Origin of the sequence: Algoriphagus ornithinivorans, assembly GCF_900115305.1 — a bacterium.
Lineage (GTDB): Bacteria > Bacteroidota > Bacteroidia > Cytophagales > Cyclobacteriaceae > Algoriphagus > Algoriphagus ornithinivorans.
Window position 1 is genome coordinate 64,711 of the sequence record NZ_FOVW01000014.1, and the last position, 18,069, is coordinate 82,779.

General features: G+C 39.6%; 14 protein-coding genes and 1 other RNA gene. 4 read left to right on the forward strand and 11 right to left on the reverse strand.

All coding sequences use genetic code 11. From position 1 onward, the window contains the following. Window positions 1–267 precede the first annotated feature (267 nt). The 8 genes from BM073_RS17615 to BM073_RS17650 form a co-directional block, all read right to left on the reverse strand. Window positions 268–1,494, reverse strand: coding sequence for a S8 family peptidase (locus tag BM073_RS17615; protein WP_091655651.1), 1,227 nt, complete (start codon window positions 1,492–1,494; stop codon window positions 268–270). A 158-nt stretch (window positions 1,495–1,652) separates the two neighbouring features. Next, window positions 1,653–3,044 (reverse strand): S41 family peptidase, encoded by a 1,392-nt coding sequence (locus BM073_RS17620; RefSeq protein WP_091655652.1) that lies wholly within the window; start codon window positions 3,042–3,044, stop codon window positions 1,653–1,655. Between the two features lie 63 nt (window positions 3,045–3,107). Next, a complete protein-coding gene (locus BM073_RS17625) occupies window positions 3,108–3,818 on the reverse strand; it encodes a cell division ATP-binding protein FtsE (protein WP_091655653.1) in 711 nt (236 codons plus the stop codon). Window position 3,819: 1 nt separating this feature from the next. Further along, window positions 3,820–4,023, reverse strand: coding sequence for a fructose-6-phosphate aldolase (locus tag BM073_RS17630; protein ID WP_091655654.1), 204 nt, complete (start codon window positions 4,021–4,023; stop codon window positions 3,820–3,822). Window positions 4,024–4,073: 50 nt separating this feature from the next. After that, complete coding sequence (gene fsa, locus BM073_RS17635; protein WP_091655655.1) at window positions 4,074–4,733, reverse strand: fructose-6-phosphate aldolase; 660 nt, start codon at window positions 4,731–4,733, stop codon at window positions 4,074–4,076. 290 nt (window positions 4,734–5,023) lie between these two features. Beyond that, window positions 5,024–5,110, reverse strand: an RNA gene (gene ffs, locus BM073_RS17640) — signal recognition particle sRNA small type. 113 nt (window positions 5,111–5,223) lie between these two features. Further along, on the reverse strand, window positions 5,224–5,655 hold the full coding sequence (locus BM073_RS17645) for a VOC family protein (protein WP_091655656.1): 432 nt from the start codon (window positions 5,653–5,655) through the stop codon (window positions 5,224–5,226). Window positions 5,656–5,672: 17 nt separating this feature from the next. After that, the gene (locus BM073_RS17650) at window positions 5,673–6,275 is read right to left on the reverse strand and encodes a hypothetical protein (RefSeq protein ID WP_091655657.1); all 603 of its coding nucleotides are present in this window, start codon (window positions 6,273–6,275) and stop codon (window positions 5,673–5,675) included. Between the two features lie 288 nt (window positions 6,276–6,563). Between BM073_RS17650 and BM073_RS17655 the strand changes: the two genes are divergently transcribed. The 3 genes from BM073_RS17655 (at window position 6,564) to BM073_RS17665 (ending at window position 12,028) form a co-directional block, all read left to right on the forward strand. Further along, complete coding sequence (locus BM073_RS17655) at window positions 6,564–7,106, forward strand: DUF8685 domain-containing protein (protein ID WP_175557950.1); 543 nt, start codon at window positions 6,564–6,566, stop codon at window positions 7,104–7,106. Between the two features lie 561 nt (window positions 7,107–7,667). Beyond that, window positions 7,668–10,484 carry a TonB-dependent receptor domain-containing protein gene (locus BM073_RS17660; protein ID WP_091655658.1) on the forward strand — a complete coding sequence of 939 codons (2,817 nt, stop codon included), beginning with the start codon at window positions 7,668–7,670 and terminating at the stop codon, window positions 10,482–10,484. A 101-nt stretch (window positions 10,485–10,585) separates the two neighbouring features. Further along, window positions 10,586–12,028: a hypothetical protein gene (locus BM073_RS17665; RefSeq protein WP_091655659.1), complete on the forward strand. Its 1,443-nt coding sequence runs from the start codon at window positions 10,586–10,588 to the stop codon at window positions 12,026–12,028. A gap of 76 nt (window positions 12,029–12,104) precedes the next feature. Here BM073_RS17665 and BM073_RS17670 read toward each other — a convergent pair whose 3' ends face one another. From BM073_RS17670 to BM073_RS17680, 3 genes are all read right to left on the reverse strand, one after another. Then, window positions 12,105–13,544 (reverse strand): SusD/RagB family nutrient-binding outer membrane lipoprotein, encoded by a 1,440-nt coding sequence (locus BM073_RS17670; protein ID WP_091655660.1) that lies wholly within the window; start codon window positions 13,542–13,544, stop codon window positions 12,105–12,107. Window positions 13,545–13,546: 2 nt separating this feature from the next. After that, complete coding sequence (locus tag BM073_RS17675; RefSeq protein ID WP_091655661.1) at window positions 13,547–16,768, reverse strand: SusC/RagA family TonB-linked outer membrane protein; 3,222 nt, start codon at window positions 16,766–16,768, stop codon at window positions 13,547–13,549. A gap of 81 nt (window positions 16,769–16,849) precedes the next feature. Then, the gene (locus BM073_RS17680) at window positions 16,850–17,518 is read right to left on the reverse strand and encodes a TIGR04282 family arsenosugar biosynthesis glycosyltransferase (protein ID WP_091655662.1); all 669 of its coding nucleotides are present in this window, start codon (window positions 17,516–17,518) and stop codon (window positions 16,850–16,852) included. Between the two features lie 256 nt (window positions 17,519–17,774). Here BM073_RS17680 and BM073_RS17685 point away from each other — a divergent pair. Further along, window positions 17,775–18,069: transposase (locus tag BM073_RS17685; protein ID WP_139217524.1), on the forward strand; the 295-nt coding region annotated here is incomplete at its 3' end.

Below are 18,069 nucleotides of genomic sequence, written 5' to 3' on the forward strand. Positions count from 1 at the left end.
TCCATGGATAATGTTTGATATTGTGGCTTTAGCTTAATGGGTTTATGTTTTGGCTAAAGCCTGGGTGGTTTCAGTTTATACCGCTGACCACAAGCTGAAGCTGATGGAAATTGCTTGAATAGGTTTGGGTGATTAATAATTTGAAAAAATAGGAACGGTGCTTTAGCCCGTTTAATCCATGGATGATGTTTGATATTGGGGCTTTAGCCCAATAACAAAAAAAAGCGACCGATTGGTCGCTTTTAAATAATTTGATTTAAAACTCTATTATTTGATTGCTATAGGATCTGCATTTCCATCAGGATCATTAATAGCTGATCCCCCGTTTCTTGGATTTCCAGTTAATAGAATTCCAGCTACGTGTGGAGCTGCCATGGAAGTTCCGCTAAAGCTAGAATACCCACCTGGTACTGTAGACAATACCGCAACTCCAGGGGCAGCAAAGTCAACAGGAGGATTTCCGAAGTTAGAGAAGGATGCAAATACATCACTGCTATTAATTGCCGAAACGGTATAAATGTTGGCTCCATTTGCTCTCGCTGGAGAAGAATTATTGGCATTTTGAGATTCATTGCCTGCTGCCAATGCTACTTTTATTCCTGCTTGAGCCATTCTTATTACAGCCGCATCTAAAGCCGCTGAAGGAGGTCCGCCCAAACTCATATTAGCAACATCGCCATTTTTACCATTTGCAGCCACAAAATCTACTCCTGCGATTACTCCTGAATAAGATCCTGAACCTCTGCTGTCCAATACTTTAATCGGAACTACAGTGGCACCTGCTGCCACTCCAATTACTCCAATGCTATTATCAATGGCTGCAATCGTTCCTGCAACGTGCGTTCCATGACCATTTCCGTCTGCAGATAGGTTAGAGTCTTTTCCTTTATCAAATGCATTAAAGCCTTTAGTAACATCCACCTTCAAATCCGGATGGCTGGCATCAATCCCAGAATCAATGACATAAGCTACTCCAGTTCCTGTGTAGGTTGCTCCGCCTCCTACTCTTGTAATTCCATAAGGGGTAGCTTGAGTAGGCTCATTACCTCCTCCATCTCCACCACCACCCGGTCCTTTACCCGGAGGAGGAGCTAGCATCACTACTCTATCTGGCTCAATAAATTTCACTGACGGATCTTTGGATAGATCCATGTATTGCTCATCGGTCAAGGCAACAGAGAATCCCTCTATGGCATCTCCGTATACATAGCCCAAATTCGCTTCTGCGATTCTGTATTTGGCTAATACCTCATTGCCAACTTTTCGCATGGCAGCCTGATTAGCTGCATAGTCTGTACCTTTTCTAAAATTAAGATTGCTTGGGTTTAATCTGACGATGTATTTCCCAGGGATAATATCACCGTTTTGGTACTTGATCACTTCCAATACATCACTTTGAAGTAGTGGACTTTCTTCTTGAGGGGCACAGGCAAACGTCAGAGCTCCTAGTAGGATTCCTGCGCACGCTGCTGGTTTTCTCCAGATGTTTTTCATTTTGCTTTTGATTGTTTGAATAAAATAATTTAAGGATTAGTGGTGTTTATAAAGAATAAACGGTTTTAATATGGGGCTAAAAGCAAAATAATCCTAAATAAAAATTGAAAAATATGCCCAAAAAAAATAAGCCTCAATTTCTTGAGGCTTACTTGCAATTAATTGATTTCGAAATTTTCAACCATGGTTCCTGACCTGACTTTAAGATCCAAGGTGCTTCCCAAGTCCATTCGGTCTAGCTTTTCAAACCTTCCTGAAGGTGGGGTCCCAGTGATTTGGGTTATTGCAGTTCGAAGTAATTGTTCATTTACATCCCCAAATTGTCTCAATCTTTCAGCAGTTTCCTTGGCTGTAATATTAGGTGTGAAACCATTGGAATAATCTGATTTATCTTGACTATTAAAGCTTTGAAAAACTATGGGAAGTAAACCATAACTATTTTGTGGGTTGTCCTCATCTTCAATAGGAACAGAACCCACATTTTTTCCAGTCGTCACATCGCCAATAATAAATACATCCATGTAAGGTTTCAGACCATTGATAATGAGTTCAGATGCTGAAGCTGTTCTGCTGGATGTGAGTACATATACTCTATTTCCCGAAAGCGTATTTCCAAGGTTCTGTGATTTAGACAAAAATTTCGCATTGACATTTTTGAACTCGTCAAAACGACTTAAAAAACTATTGAATTTTCTTTTCAGAAAGATGTCGTTTGTACTGACTCCGGGAGCTATCAAGCTTGCCAGATTAATGGCTGAAGAGACAAATCCTCCGCCATTGTATCTAAAATCAACAATCAAGTGGTTGATGCCCTCTGCTTTAAATTTGGCAAAAATGGCATCTGTTTCTTGATCATAGGCATTGCTATTGTTCCCTGGTCCAGGAGCAAAGAAATGATAAACTACATACCCTATTTTTTGATTATTTATAGTATAAATCGTGTCAAGGAAATTCGGGTTTTCAGCTAGTTGTACAGGCGTAAGTTGTAACTGGCCTTGATTTTCAAAAGCTTGACTTCCTTCATTATATCTCAGATAAGTAATTGTATGTTGAGAAGAAATAGCCCCAATTACCTCTCTGAAATTAGTAACCGTCATTTGCTGACCGTTGATTGTCCTGATAATATCACCTCTTCTTAAGCCGGCTGTAGCGGCTGGGCTATTTTTCTTGATATAGGTGATTTCTGCAATGACATTATCTGAATTTTGGCTTTCCCGGAAAAGAATAAATTCATAACCTGCTTCAAGCGTAACTCCATTCAAGGAGTTTAATAGTTCTTGGTAATCAGGGTAGATTACAGAAAATCTATCAGTAGGTCTGAACAATAAGGATTCAAAGTAATCTTCAGGATCTGAATTTTCGCTGATGGGAGTACCTAAGTTCTCCAACCAATAGTAAGCTTCCTCCATTACTTCCGAAATCCATCGGTTGATAGCCGCATTGGAACCCGGTTCCACTTCAGGCAAGGTATCCTCATCATCTTTACATGACCAAAAGGAAATGGTCATCAAGCCTAGAAGGAAAAAAGGGAAAATTTTTCGTAGTCTCATAATCATTTGGTTGTGCAGAATTAACGAGGGATTCGTTAAGATGTTTTTCCTAAGCGCTCTAAATCAATACGATGTCCCGAAGGAGACATTATGGGTTTGGCTATCCAATAACTTTCCTCCCTCGCATTTTAAAACTCTATAAGGGTATTTACGAAGCAATTCATGGTTATGGGTTGCCATGAGGATTGCAGTTCCTTTCTTATTGATCTCTTGAAAAAGTTTGAATATCCCATCCGCTACGTCTGGATCTAAGTTTCCTGTTGGTTCATCAGCTAGCAGTATTGAAGGCTCATTTAACAAAGCTCTCGCAATCACTACCCTTTGTTGCTCTCCACCCGAAAGTTGGTGGGGCATTTTGGAAGAAGCATTGTTGAGACCTACAAGCATCAGAACTTCGGCCATTCGCTCCTTGATTTTTACTTTGTCTTTCCAGCCAGTTGCTTTCATGACAAAGTCTAGATTTTCGGCTACGCTTCTATCATTGAATAGCTGAAAATCCTGGAAGATAATCCCCAGCTTTCTTCTTAAAAAAGGAATTTCGGATGTTTTAACCTTGGTCAGATCAAAACCGGCTATTTCCACTTTCCCGCTTTTAAGGGCCAAGTCTGCATAGAGGGTTTTTAACAAGGAGCTCTTTCCACTTCCTGTTTGCCCAATCAAAAAAACAAATTCATGTTGCTCCACAGAAAAGCTCACATCAGTGAGGACAGGATCTATGCCCTGAAAAATAGTAGCTTTCTCTACCTGCAGTACAGGTTGCGTGCTAAAATCCATATTATAACTCCAGTTTTTGCAATTTTCCAAAAGGCAGTTGCTCAATCAGCGCTGCCAACTCTTTTTCTTTTCCCTCCAATCCAAATTTCTCAATGTTTTTCATGGGTCTATCTGCTCTAAAATAAGCTACCAACACGAAATTTTCGTCCCTGATTTGGATGTAGTCAGGAATCTTTGCTTTTCCCTTTACCTTAATGATATACATATTTTGTATAAGTAGGGAAGGAGGAGATTATCCTCCTTCCTTGTATTTGCTTATTTACCTGCTGCCTTGGCATGATCTGCCAAAAACTGTGCTAGTCCGGAATCTGTAAGTGGATGTTTCAACAAGCCAGTAATTACTTTCAATGGGCATGTAACTACATCGGCTCCTATTTCGGCACATTTGATTAAATGCATGCTATGTCTTACTGAAGCTGCAAGTACTTCTGTTGCAAAGCCATAAGTCTGGAAAATATGTACAATCTGCTCGATCAACTCCAATCCGTCAAAAGAGATGTCATCCAAACGCCCTATAAATGGGGAAACATAAGTAGCTCCGGCTTTTGCCGCCAGCAAAGCTTGGCCTGAAGAGAAAATCAAAGTACAGTTTGTACGGATTCCTTCACTGTGGAAATATTTGATCGCTTTAACTCCCTCCTTGATCATGGGGATTTTCACCACAATCTTATCATCAATTTTGGCCAATTCTTTTCCTTCTTTAATCATGCCATCAAAATCAGTAGCAATGACTTCAGCACTCACTTTATCATCTACAATATCGCAGATGGCCTTATAGTGAGCCTTTACATTGGCGTCTCCGCTTATTCCTTCTTTTGCCATGAGAGAAGGGTTGGTTGTTACTCCATCTAAAACGCCCAAATCATAGGCTTCGCGGATTTCGTCCAAATTTGCAGTATCAATAAAGAATTTCATAGGGTTGTAATTTTAAGGGTTTTTGAATTGTTCCAAATCAAGCTTCATATTTCCAGAAGTCGGTTTTGGACATTTCATGAGTTTAGGTTTGAATTTTAGGTTAATGGGAAAATCGTAGCAAATAGACTTTACCAAAATGGTAAAACCTTTCTCATACTTACTTCCCGAGGAATAGGTTTACTTAATTATTGAATTTGAGGAATAGATGTGAAGCTATTCTACTAGACAAAGTTAAAAGATTAATCAGCATACGGAACCTTAAAAATGAAAGGTTCGAAAATAAAACAAAAAAAGAAGCGGCATCGCACCGCTACAACCGCCTACCCTTGCTTCCTTCCGGACCTGGGGGATTCAGCAGGAGCTGGTCGTGCCGCTAGGCCTCAAAGGTACGGTAAAATTTGCTGATTCCAATACTCAGAAGAGTTCTTTGATCACAAAGGAAGTACTCAGTTGATTCTCAGTCTATTCTTTTTAAATGTTGAAATAAGATTCATTCTTCGTTTTCTTTCAAGTTGTAGTTGATCATCCAGCTCACCCCAAATTTGTCTTTAAAACTTGCGAAATAAGCATTCCAAAACATCTTTTGATAGGGGGACTCAATTTCTCCGCCTTCAGAAAGCTTTTCAAAAAATTCTTTACCCTGTTGCTTGCTGTCTACTCCTAAAGAAATATGGTTATTGTTTCCCATATGAACTTGATGACCTGCACTGGGCATACTATCACTGCCCATGATTTGTTGGTCAGGTGATAAAATCAAATTCACATGCATGATTCTCCTTTTTTCCTCGTCTGGGATTTGGGCTCCGGGTATATCTTCAAAATAATGGAAACCACTTTCAAAGTTTCCTCCGAGTACCGATTGATAAAAGGTAAAAGCCTCTTCAGCCTTGCCGTCGAAGCTTAGGTGTGGGTAAATGATCATGATTTTGTCTGTTTGGCCTATTTTAAGTTACGGAGATTTATTTTTTTATCCACCAAAAAGCTGAGTATAGAAATGGATAAGCCGGCAAATGAAATCAAGAAAGCAAAGCGAAGAGAATAATAGGAGATTGCGATTGAAAAGAACTGTAGGCTAAGACCGCTCAACCAGACTAAATGACCCAATGAGGATTTTAATGAAACAGAGTTAGATTTTACTTTTTTCAGGCTTTCATTTAAAAGCGGAGAGAAAAAACTTCTGTAATGCCAAATAATGATCAAGTTAAAAATCAATAAGACAGCTAAAACAAAGGGAGTACCTCGCCATTGTTGTGAAATAGTGACCATCAAAATATTGAGGATCATGGGCACCATCATGATACTTCCCAATAGTTTAAATCTGGTTGTGAGAAGTAGATAACCTATCAGTACTTGTGATAAGGCTATGAATTTTGCATAAAGCCCCAGAGAATACTCTTCCAGTCTTTCTATTAGCCAAACAGGGCCAATCCAACCAAAATAGGAGTGTCCATCGTAAAGTTTGGCCATTCCTGCACCGAAGAAAGTGAAACCTAGAAATATGGCCAATAGTTGTACAATTGCTTTTTCTGAGAATAATTTCATTGTGCTGTTTGGAGTAAGTATTTACTTGATGAATTCAAATAATGAATGTTACACATTTTGTTCCTGTAGCTGAATACAATTTAATTTAGATCTAAAACCGCCTATTTTCAAATAAGAAAGAATTACTGTGTCGAATCAGTATTTAGGATCGAATCTGTAAGCTTCGATCCACGGTCTTCCACGCAATTGCTAACGGGCAAAAGAAATTATGTAAGAAGTCATGATTACGGAAAACCAGATTAATTTTTTCCTATTTTGGTATTACTGAATTTAACTATTTTAAAAATTATGTCAGCAAGTGAACTAGCCCCAGGCAGCAGATTACGTCATCCTAAATTTGGTTCTGGAATGATTGTATCAGCAGATGCAACTTATTACAAAATCTACTTTTATGATACAGAGGAAGTGAAAACCCTAGCGAGGGATTACGAAGGTTTTGAAATTGAAGAAGCGAAAAAACCGGATTTCCCCATGTTGACACAAAAGGATGTAGAGAAAGCTATTCGGGAGGCTTTAATCCAAACTTCCGAACGAGCCCCTATCGTCCCTTTGGGAGGAAAATGGATCGGAGGTTCGATTACGCTAAACCCGGGTGACGCAAGCCTTCAGGAAAAAGATATTCCTATGGACACGTTTTTTCATAAGATTGTCATGGTAAGAGAAAAGCTTCGGGTCCTGGAGCAGAATATTAACAATCACCCCAAGCTGGATGATGAAGATCGGGTTCATTTGCAACAATACATCACGCGTTGTTACGGTTCCCTGACCACCTTCAATGTCCTTTTCGCTTATAAAGAAGACCAGTTCAAAGGGAGTGGAGGGAAGGACTGAATTGGGTGTTTGATCAATGTTGGAGGTAAGGTAGGCTAAATTTTGAGCTGCGAAAATTAGAAGTCTGTTTTTTAGAATGTAAAAAGTTATATAGATAATTAGAATAATTATATAAAAACTCTATGTAAATAGAAAAATAGAAAATAAAATATTATTTCTTTAATTATAAGATTCTCCAAATTAAAATTAGTTTTTATAGCAGGCTTGAAATGAATGCGTAGAATTTAATTCTGTTAATAAATATTTATTTTAACTAATTCAGAATAAAATGCTGTGTTTATTCAAAAAGCAAAATTTAAAATAAATAGTATTTTTTAAAGAATCAGAATATCATTCAGTTTTTACCATGAAACAGAGAATAATAAACTAAATTAATTAGTATACTATTAATTATTATTCTATTAAATTTTAATAGAATGGTTTAAAATATAGGTAATTTGGATTTTCATCATTAATGCCAAATTTTATACGTTAAATTGACTCATTTTAGACTTTTTTCAATTTTTATGTCTAGTAAATACTCATCATTTTAGGCTTTTGAATTAACTAAATAATCAACCTATGAGAAGAGTTTTACTGGGTTTTGTCCTGCTGATGATGAGTTCATCATTGGTTTGGGCCCAATCAAGGACTGTCACGGGAAAAGTGACAAGTAAAGAGGATCCCGCGGGGATTCCGGGATTAAGCGTAGTAGTAAAAGGTACTACTCAAGGGACAGTTACCGATTTGGATGGTAACTATAGTCTTTTAGTACCAGGTAGCGATGCGGTTTTGGTTTTCAGCTTTGTTGGACTTCGTACCAAAGAAGTTCCTGTTGAAAATAAAACCGTGATCAATGTGGTAATGGAGTCTGATGTGAAAGCATTGGAGGAGATTGTCATCACCGGTCAGGGTGCAGGGGTTGAGAAAAGAAGACTTTCAACTACTGTGGATCAGATGGGTGAAGATAAGATCAGTAAAATGCCTGTCGTGCAGTTGGATCAAATTCTAAGAGCCAACATGCCTAATGCACAGGTGAGACTTGGTTCTGGTCAGCCGGGAACCGCCTCCTTGATTCGTTCAAGAGGGCCTATTTCAGCAGCTGTAGGAACAACTCCTGTTATCTATGTTGACGGTGTCAGAGTGGATAACCTAAACTCAGCTGCACAATTATCATTGGGAACAGGTGGTGCGCAAAGTTCTGCGATCGCAGATATTCCAGTGGAAAACATCGAAAGTATTGAATATGTAAAAGGTGGTGCTGCCACTACTTTATATGGTGCGGATGCTGCGAATGGTGTGATTCAAATCTTTACCAAAAAAGGTACTGCCGGTGCTGCAAGAGTAAATTTTGAAACTCAAATCGGTTCTCAGGTAGGTACAGAGGATTACCTGTTTTTCAAAGAAACTGCTGATATCATCTTCCGACCTGGTTTGCAGCAAAGCTATAGATTGGGAGTAGATGGAGGAAATGACAAGTTCACTTATTCTTTCTCCGGAAATCTTTATGATGATGAGGGTTATAGATATGGTTTAGGTCAAACACGAAGAAATTTCCGTGGAGGTATTTCCGCCAAAGTGAATGACTGGATTACTTATTCATCCACTGCAGGTTTCTCCAGCAATGAGTTTACCAGAGATTACAATGCAAACAGTAGCTTTAGTGAGTTCGGTAACTTGGAGACTGTAGGGCGATGGGGAGACCTAACTACTTTAAACCGCAATGAGTTGGATTCAATCACTCAAAGAATCCGAAGAACAATCGAATTGACCAATATCACTGAGCGTGTAAGAAGATTTACCAACTCTCAGCAATTTGATTTCAAATTCTCTGAGAAAGTATCCGCTAGAGCACTTTTTGGAATCGATGCAAGATCAACCAGACAGCAGGATATCACAACCAATGCTCAATTGATTCAGCGTGGTTTCGTTCCTGAGGGAACTACTGACCGTGGTACAATTGATTTGTTTGAAAGAAACTTCTTTTCCTTAACCGGTCAAATTGATGCAAGCTGGGAAGAAAACGTAGGGAAATTCTCCTTCCTCACCATTGGTGGTGGTCAGTTTTTCAGAAATCAGGATGAGCAAATCCAGATTAATGCCAGCGAAGTAACAGAAGGGTCTATTTCCATCAATAATGCGGGTGAGAAAAACGTAACTGACTTCTTGAGTGCAGTGACAAACTATGGTTTCTTCTTAAAAGAGAATATCGGATTTAGAGATAAACTATTTGCTGAGGTTGGTCTTCGCGTAGATGGGAACACTGCATTTGGTAATGAAATTGGACTTCAATTTTTCCCATCTGTAGGATTGGCATACAATCTTTCTGATGAAGATTTCTTCAGAAAAGCTTTCCCGAACTATTCTGTTTCTACGATCAAGTTCAGAGCAAACTATGGTGTGGCGGGTAATTTCCCTAGACCATTTGCGAATGATAGAATTATCAATTCCAATACTTATTTGAACGCTCCTTCATTCACTTTCGGAAACCCGGGTGATCCTACTTTGAAGCCAGAAAGAACTTCCACTACAGAAGTTGGTGCTGACTTGGGATTATTCTCTGATCGCATCAAATTCCAGGTGACTTACTATCAGGCATTGACTGAAGATGCCTTGTTCTCAGCTCCATTTGCGCCTTCTTTCGGTCAGGGCAACCAGTTGAGAAATATCGGTGAGATCGAAAACAAAGGTTGGGAGATCGGAGCCAATTTCGTAGTTCTGGAAACTAATGACTGGAATGTAAATGTCACTGCTTCTTACAATACAGTACAAAACGAAGTATTGTCCTCAGGTGGAGCTCCTGAATTCAACGTGGGAGGTTTCCAGTTCTTAGGTTCTTTCATCAAAGAAGGTCAGCCTTTAGGATACTTTAGAGGTAACAGACCGATTTTGGATGAGAATAATAACATCACTGAGGTGATCCCTAATGCTGCATTGGGTTCTCCAATTGCTCCAAGATTCGGTTCAATGTCCTTGAATGTGAATTACAAAGGTTTGAGCTTGTTTGCTACCGGTGATTATCAGCATGGTGGACAAACAGTAGCAGTGGATGATGTGCTTCGTTATTTCGCTGGAGCTTCTACTGTTATTCCTGAGAATTTGGTGGGAGGAAACTTCTTCGATCTTGCAGGTCTATGGGTTCAAAGCTCTGATTATCTAAAAATCAGAAACATCGCCCTTTCCTATAAGATCCCAAGTCAATTCTATGGAAAGGCAATCCAGTCCATGTCTATTGGATTCAATGTGTTGAACCCTATCAACTTTTTCAAAGCAGATGTAGATCCTGAAGTCAGTGGTGCTGGTTTCGGTACTCAAAATAGCTTTGGTGGTGGTGGTTTCGGCTTTGGTACAGAATCATTGCCAAGAACTTACCTAGGAACTTTGAGAATTTCATTCTAATCAAAGTGAATGATGAAATCCAAAGCAATCAATTATTCGCAGGAATATATCTCCTCTTTGAATCAGGGTTTCAACTATCCTTTGAGAAAAATTTTAAACACATGAAAAAAACAGCATTAACATATTTATTACTGGGAGGAATATTGATGTCCTCAGGTTGTGATTTGGTAGACCCAACGGAAGTTACCAACCCCAATCTTACAGAAGAGGCCATCTTGAACACCAATAATCCCATGACTCCATGGGTGGCTGGGGTGAAAAGACAATTGGCTCTGACGGTAAACGCTCACGTTACCTTTCTGGAAATAGGATCGGATAATTATGAGAACGTTCAAACTTTCTATAACCAAAATCTGGATAACTTAACTATCCGTCCTCAGGACGCAGATATCAATGGGTTCCAGTTTCAGTTGGGTCGTTTGAGAGAAATGGCAGATTACGGTTTGACTGTCGTAAAAAATGCCGACCCTCTGACAACAGCAGATCAGGAAGCTGAATTGAATTTCTACAAAGCTTATTCTTACCTCTTGAGCGGTGAGTATTTCTCTTTCCTTCCGGTGACGGCAGGAGGAGAGGCAGTAGAATGGAGATCCATCCTTGGTATGGCAGTTGAGACATTCCGTTTGGCGGAATCTTCTTCCAATACTCAAATCAGTGCTGCTGCAAGCTTGGGAATAGCGAGAGCTAACTACCGTTTAGGAAATAAAGCTGAAGCAGTTCAGGCTGCTAATTCAGCGATTTCCAAAGCTCCAAATTTGGTTTATTATGCACAGTTTGATCAGGCGCAAGGTCCTGTGAACACTATGCAAACAGCCCTTTATGACAGAGGTAATTTTGATGATTTGCAGGTATTGCCAAGAATGGACTTTTTGGATCCAAAGTATTACTTCAGAGGAGCCAGTCAGGCCAGCCCTGTAGCAATATTTAAAATTGAAGAAGCTCATTTGATTCTAGCTGAAGCTGCGATTTCCGATAGCAATCTGAATTCAGCTAAATCTGTAATGACTGACATTGTTAATTTGGTAGGAAGCCGTGAGCGGTCAACTTTCAATAACAATCAGCAAGACAGAACTCAATTGAATCCTGGCTCAAGACCTAACAACTCGGATGTTCAGGTGCGTTTTTCTCCAGGTGCTCCTTTGATCGAAGGTTTGGTTTTGGATAGAAAGTCCGGAAATGTAACGGTTCCGACTATTTCTGGAACATCAGTTTCTGTAGCAGATATCGATGCTTTAAATGATCTGGATGATGCATTGGAAACTCTTTATTTGATGCGTCAGGAGATTTTTATCGCTGAAGGTAGAAGATTGGCAGATATGGGAATCAAATTGGTGATATCTGAAGTGGAATACTTGGCCAATCCAAATATCGATGCGGGAAGTCCTGGTACTTCACCTGTAATCCCTCCATTCATTGATTCTATCAAAGATGAATTAGATGCCTTTGACTACGATGCTGCTGCTGGAATCTGTACCATCAGACATAACATTAATAGAATTTTGGTTGAGAACAAGACCTCTGAGTTGGTCTTGCCATTCCATTAAGATTTGATTATGGTTTAAAATAAAAAAAAGACTGCCTCTTTTGGAGGCAGTTTTTTTTTAGGTCAATTCGCTAAATTTATTTTTCCCACCAGACCTTGCTGTTGATGTTGTCTCCACCCATTCTTGCCGCAGCTTCATCATAATTTGACTTATTAACTGCCTGCTCAGATTCAGGGTAAAGATACCTCACCGGATAGCGGCCTTCATTTAAATTATCAGGTCCCGGCTTGAGTGCAGGAATACCAGTTCTCCTTACATTAAACCAAGCTTCATGACCATTATTTATCAAGGCTAACCATTTTTGAGTCAGAATTTTGGTCAAAGCATTTCCCGTATCCAGAGATACATTAGCCCGCTGGAAATAATCGGATGGAACCGGAACTTTCCAATAGGCAAAGCTGGCTCTAACACCCTTTTCATAGTATGCTTTCATATCTCCCTGAATGTATCCTCTAGCCACGGCTTCTGCGAGAGCAAACTGCAATTCAGCATACTGCATAAACTGTCCATCAACGCCATTTGGCACATCTCTGAAAACCGCTCCAAAGAGAGAGATATCATTTAATTGAATTCCTCTTTCATTAATGGTTTCTCGATTAAGGCCATTTTGCAAACCTTTAAACTGAGGATTTCCATTGATGACACTTTGCTGAGTTGGTTTATACAAAACCGCCTGTCTTGGATCATTCCAAGCTTTCAATACAGAATCAACGGTAAGAGTCATTCTGTGTTCTTGGTATAAGCCCAAAGCAGACTGGGACATAGGCCATTGGTTTGGTGCTGATGCCAAGTAAGGAACTACCGCATTGTCTGAATTACCTTGCATCATATCGTTTTGATCCACTAGTGCCTGCATCTCAGAGAAATTTGTCAACCTTTTGCTGATTCTAAGCAGGTATCTGAACCTTAATGAATTGGCAAATCTTCTCCATTTCACTAAATCATTGTTAAACATCATATCTCCCTGAATACCATTGGTGGTAGATGCCAAAGTTTCAGATGCTTTTTTCAAAGTAGCCAAAATCCCGATCTCAGGGTTTGTATATACAAATTCCTGCGTATCATATTTTGGGCTATACAAGCCATCACTCGCCTTCAATGCTTCAGAATAAGGAATATCTCCCCACATATCAGTCAATTGAGAGAATAAGTAGCATTTCATAATGTCAGCTACTGCATTGTAAGCCTCGTTGGTAGCTGGATTAGTCTGGATTGACCTAATATCGTTCAACAAACGGAAATTTTGATTCCAATACTGGGCGTTACTCCCCATTTCGTATCGATCAATTCGCTCAAATTCCACACTTGCAGCAAACTGTGCAAGATAATTTGCCAGCCTGAAACCCTGATCATAGGTGTTTTCATCTGCTGCCACAGAAATCACATTGGATAATAAAAACTGTGGACCAATCGCTTCCGGTGAATTCGGATTCGTATTGATTTCTTCAAAATCTTCGGTGCAGGAAAGTGAAAATAAAAGCATTCCACATATTCCTACTTTATATAAATTCTTCATGATTAAAATTCTGTTTTGATGCTAAAACCAAAGCTTCTGGTAGACGGGTAAGACATGTCTTCAACTCCATAGGTCAAGTTTCTTCCTTGCATGGCGTTGAGTTCTGGATCGAAGTGAGGATTTTCGGTGAATAGAAGAAGATTGCTTCCCACAAAACCCACTTTGATGTAATTGAACCCGATAGAATTTACCCATTGCTGAGGTAGGTCATAGTACAAGCTCAATTGTCTTAATTTCAGATAAGAAGCATCGTAAAGAGCTGAAGCTTCATTTCCTCTGTCAAAGAAGTTGTTGTAAAATGAGCTGGCGGGTACTACAGTTGTATTTGGCACATATTGAGGATTTTCAGGAGTTCCTACATTCATGACTCCTTGTCCAACTACTCCAGTCTCTCTTCCTTCCAAAGTTTCTTTAAGGACACCTGATGTACTGCCCAATGCTCTGGTTCTGGAAACTATAGTTCCTCCCTGTCTCCAATCGAAAACAAATCCTAACTGAAGTTTTTTGTAACGGAATTGATTGGTTAAACCCACAAAGAAATCAGGGTTGTAATTGCCTAAAAGCCTCAATCTTCCGTCCTGGATTGGCAAACCATTAGATCCGAAAATGGTCTGGCCTTCAAACTCTTGGAAACCGGATCCATACATGTCTCCAATTCTTCCATTTTTTCTTGCGATGTAGAAAACAGAATTTGATCCTCCAGCTCCTCTAAATACGCTAGCCTCGCCGGTTACATACTGATCCACTCCTTCCGGAAGTTCAGTTACCACACTTCTGTAAGTTGTGAAATTTGCTCCCAAGCTCCAGCTGAAAGCTCCTCTTTCAAACATCAAAGCCTGAACACTTGCTTCCAAGCCTCGGGTTCTTACTTCTCCTCCATTTTCAATGATATTACTGAAACCCGAAGCCGTTGAAATTGGTCGCCCGATAATCTGATTGATACTGGTGTTTTGAAAAACGGCAATATCTGTTTGAATTCTGTCTCTCCACAGTCCAAATGCCATTCCTGCCTCCAAAGAGTTCAGTCTTTCAGGCTTTAGATTTGGGTTGTTTAGTACAGTACCATTGGTTACTCGCGTGAATGAACCGTAATTCTGATTAAACTGGAAGGTATTGTTTAGCTGATAAGGATTTGTGTCATTACCCACACTTGCAACGTTGAATCGAACTGTTGCATTTGAAATGGATTTTGGAAGCGGAAGACCTTTTGAAAGCACATAGCTCAATCCGCCTGAGTAATAAGCGAAAGAGTTATTTTCAGCTGGTAAGGTACTGCTCCAGTCATTTCTCAAGGTCAGATCAATAAATAGAACCGATCTATAGCTGAAGTTACCGAAGGCATACACGCTGTTGATTCTTTTATCAAAAATCTGACTGCTTCCTCTCAAAGGCACCCTTGAGTTTTCTATGGTATAGATACCAGGTAAGGCCAATTGGTTGGCTTCGGTGTAAGAATAGTTGATTTTCTGATCTAAGCGGTTAGCTCCGGCAGATACTGAATACAGCCAGTCAGAATTGAATTGATCAGAGTAGGTAAGGAGAATGTCGGAATTCATTTCGAATAGCCTTACATCATCTTCTCTATAGCCTCCGAAAACTCTTCTGTTGGTACTGAATGCTCTTCTGAATGCTCTGGAATCTGATGAATTATCAATTCCTGTTCTTACACGAAGACTTAGCTTATTGGTGAAATCATAGGTAAGAGCAAGATTTCCTAAAACCCTGTTTTTAACAAAGCTGTTGGTGTTTTCAAACAGTGTTAAATAAGGGTTGGTCAACCATAGGTAATTGAAATCAAAATGCTGAATACCTACTTGCCCAGCCTGCCAGTAATCTCTCAAAGAAGAAATATCAAAATTTCTACCTGTCCAGTTGAAGCCATACATGACGTTTTCATATCCATAACCTAAGTTGGGACGATTATCACTTCTGGAATTGATAAAGTTGGTAAATAAGTCTACTCTGAATTTTTCCGTCAATGCTTGATTAATGCTCAAGGCCAAACCGTCTCTTTTGAGGTCTGTATTAGGTAGAATACCCTCATTTCTTAAATTGCTATAAGCTATTCTGGCTCCTCCTTTTTCATTTCCTGAAGTAACAGCAATATTATTTTGGGAAGTAACTCCAGTTCTAAAGAAGTCCCTCACATTATCAGGTCTCGCAATCCAAGGGGTAGGAGTGATAGCGGTAAAGGTTCCATCAGGTCTTCTTCTGCTGATCACATCGCCTGCTCTAACCGGATTCCCATTAATATCTACAGATGGGCTGTCAAACTGAGCAATTAAAAGGCCTTGATTAAGTCTTGGACCATAACTGGAAATTCCTCCATCATTGACCCCTGCGCCAATACCATTTTGGAAAGAGTATTGTCCATTAGATCCTCCTCCGTATTCATTTTGGTAATCAGGTAGTGTCAAAAGACCATCAAAAGTTAGCAAGGAGCTGGTTGTAACACCTATTCCCTGCTTTTTTCTGCCTTTTTTGGTAGTAATCAAGACAACTCCGTTGGCAGCTCTAGCGCCATACAGAGCTGCAGAACCTGGTCCTTTCAAAATGGTGATGGACTCAATATCATCTGGGTTGATTTCGGCAGCACCATTTCCGAAGTCTACTTCCTGGATATTTGCTCCATCATTGAAAAGATCACTGGTAATTTGCTCATTGATAATAGGTACACCGTCAATTACGATTAGGGCCTGATTGTTGCCACTGATGGAGTTTTCACCTCGGATAATTATTCTGGAACTTGACCCAACACCTGAAGATCCATTGGTGATTTGAACTCCTGCAACTTGACCAGAAAGAGAGTTGATCAAGTTTGTTTGAGGCACATCACTTAGCTCTCTTGCACCGATGGTGGTCACAGCGGAAGAAAGGGATTGCCTTTGTCTTTCTACCCCTAAAGCAGTTACGACAAATTCCTCCAGATTTTCAGTGGACTCGAGTAGTCTGATCTCCTTTTCCAAAACTCCGTTGTTGATGACAACATCTTGAGTTTCGAAGCCGATAAAACTGATCCTTAAGGTCAGATTTTGCTTGGAAGAACTAATTCTAAATCTACCATCTTGGTCAGAGATAGCCACATTGGAAGTTCCAAGTTCGGTAACAGTGGCACCTGGAATAGGAATGCCACTTACATCCAAAATTCTACTCTCATAGGTCATAGACTGGCCAAAAACCAGCTGAATCCTGAGCAGAAGTAAAAGGGTAAATGAAAATTTCATATACAATTGAATAAATGAATAGATGTCCCTGAAGGAATAGCTCCAGAGAAGATTTGATTTGAAGAAAAGATTGATAATTGATTAAATGGAAAGGGGAGGTGCCCTTAGGGGATTATCCTTTGGTAGGAGTAATTTCTCGAAAACAGTTTTTGTATAGAGAATGAATGATTTTAAACTAAAAAGCAGGATTGCAATCCAGTTAACATTCTTTCTGACTATAACTAAAGATTGAAAGTCATCTATATCTACTAGGCACTCGAGTTGCTCGACTGAAGTATAAGAAGAGAGTAATTCTGATAACTTGGAATGTAAGCTACTTTTATTCCAAGGTAGATTTTTGAATTCCTCTTCATAAAAAGTTTCTTCGGTCAGCGCAATTAGGTAATCTCCTCCATCTGCAGCAGGCCCGAGTACTACCTTAGAATGGGTTAGAGAATTACTAGCTTGCTCAATATGAGATAATTCCAGTTCGGGAATATCATTTCCAATAGATATAACTTTTTGGTAACCCTTGGAAAAAACTTCTTTGAAAGCATTGGCATAACGCTCTCCAAAACTTTTTCCTTCTTGGAGGTGATCAAAAAACCAAAAGGTTTTTAAACCTGAATTTTGAGCTAGGGATTCTGTTTTCTGGTGAAGATCTTGGAAAAGTTTAACCGCGTCTGTGTAATGAGCTGCCCCAAAAAGGCTTTTTCTCCTAGCTTGATAAGCAGGAGAAAGGGCATAAATCATTAAAACTGGCTGATCCATCAGTTGAGCTTAAGTACGAATATAAGGACTATTGACTCACGAAGTCCTATTTCATCTGCACTTACGAAGCTAACTCTGAGATCGGCTTAAAGTTTATAAAAATTTTTAAAGAACTGTCGTGGAGGATGCTTTTTGGAAAATGGAGGGGTAGGAGACGAGAAGCGAGATGCGAGATGCGAGAGACTAGAGACGAGAGACGTGATGACAATGCCTGAAAAAAGTTGACACATTTTGTTGGGACGATAAACCAAATAAGATGACAAAAAGATTTCAACTTAAAGCTCAGCGGATTTTCAGTGAGGATTTGCGTAGGCAGATTGTAGGTCAGATAGAACGGAAAGAGTTAACAGTTCTCCAGGCTGTTCGTGAATACGGAATAGGCGGAAAACAGACTGTATATACTTGGCTTTACAAATATTCGACTACCTTGAAGAAGGGGACAAGAATGGTTATGGAAAAAGACAGTCAGGACAATAGGGTTCAGGTATTAAAAAGTAGGATCAAGGAGCTGGAAGCTGCTTTGGGACGTAAATCACTGGAGGCAGATCTGT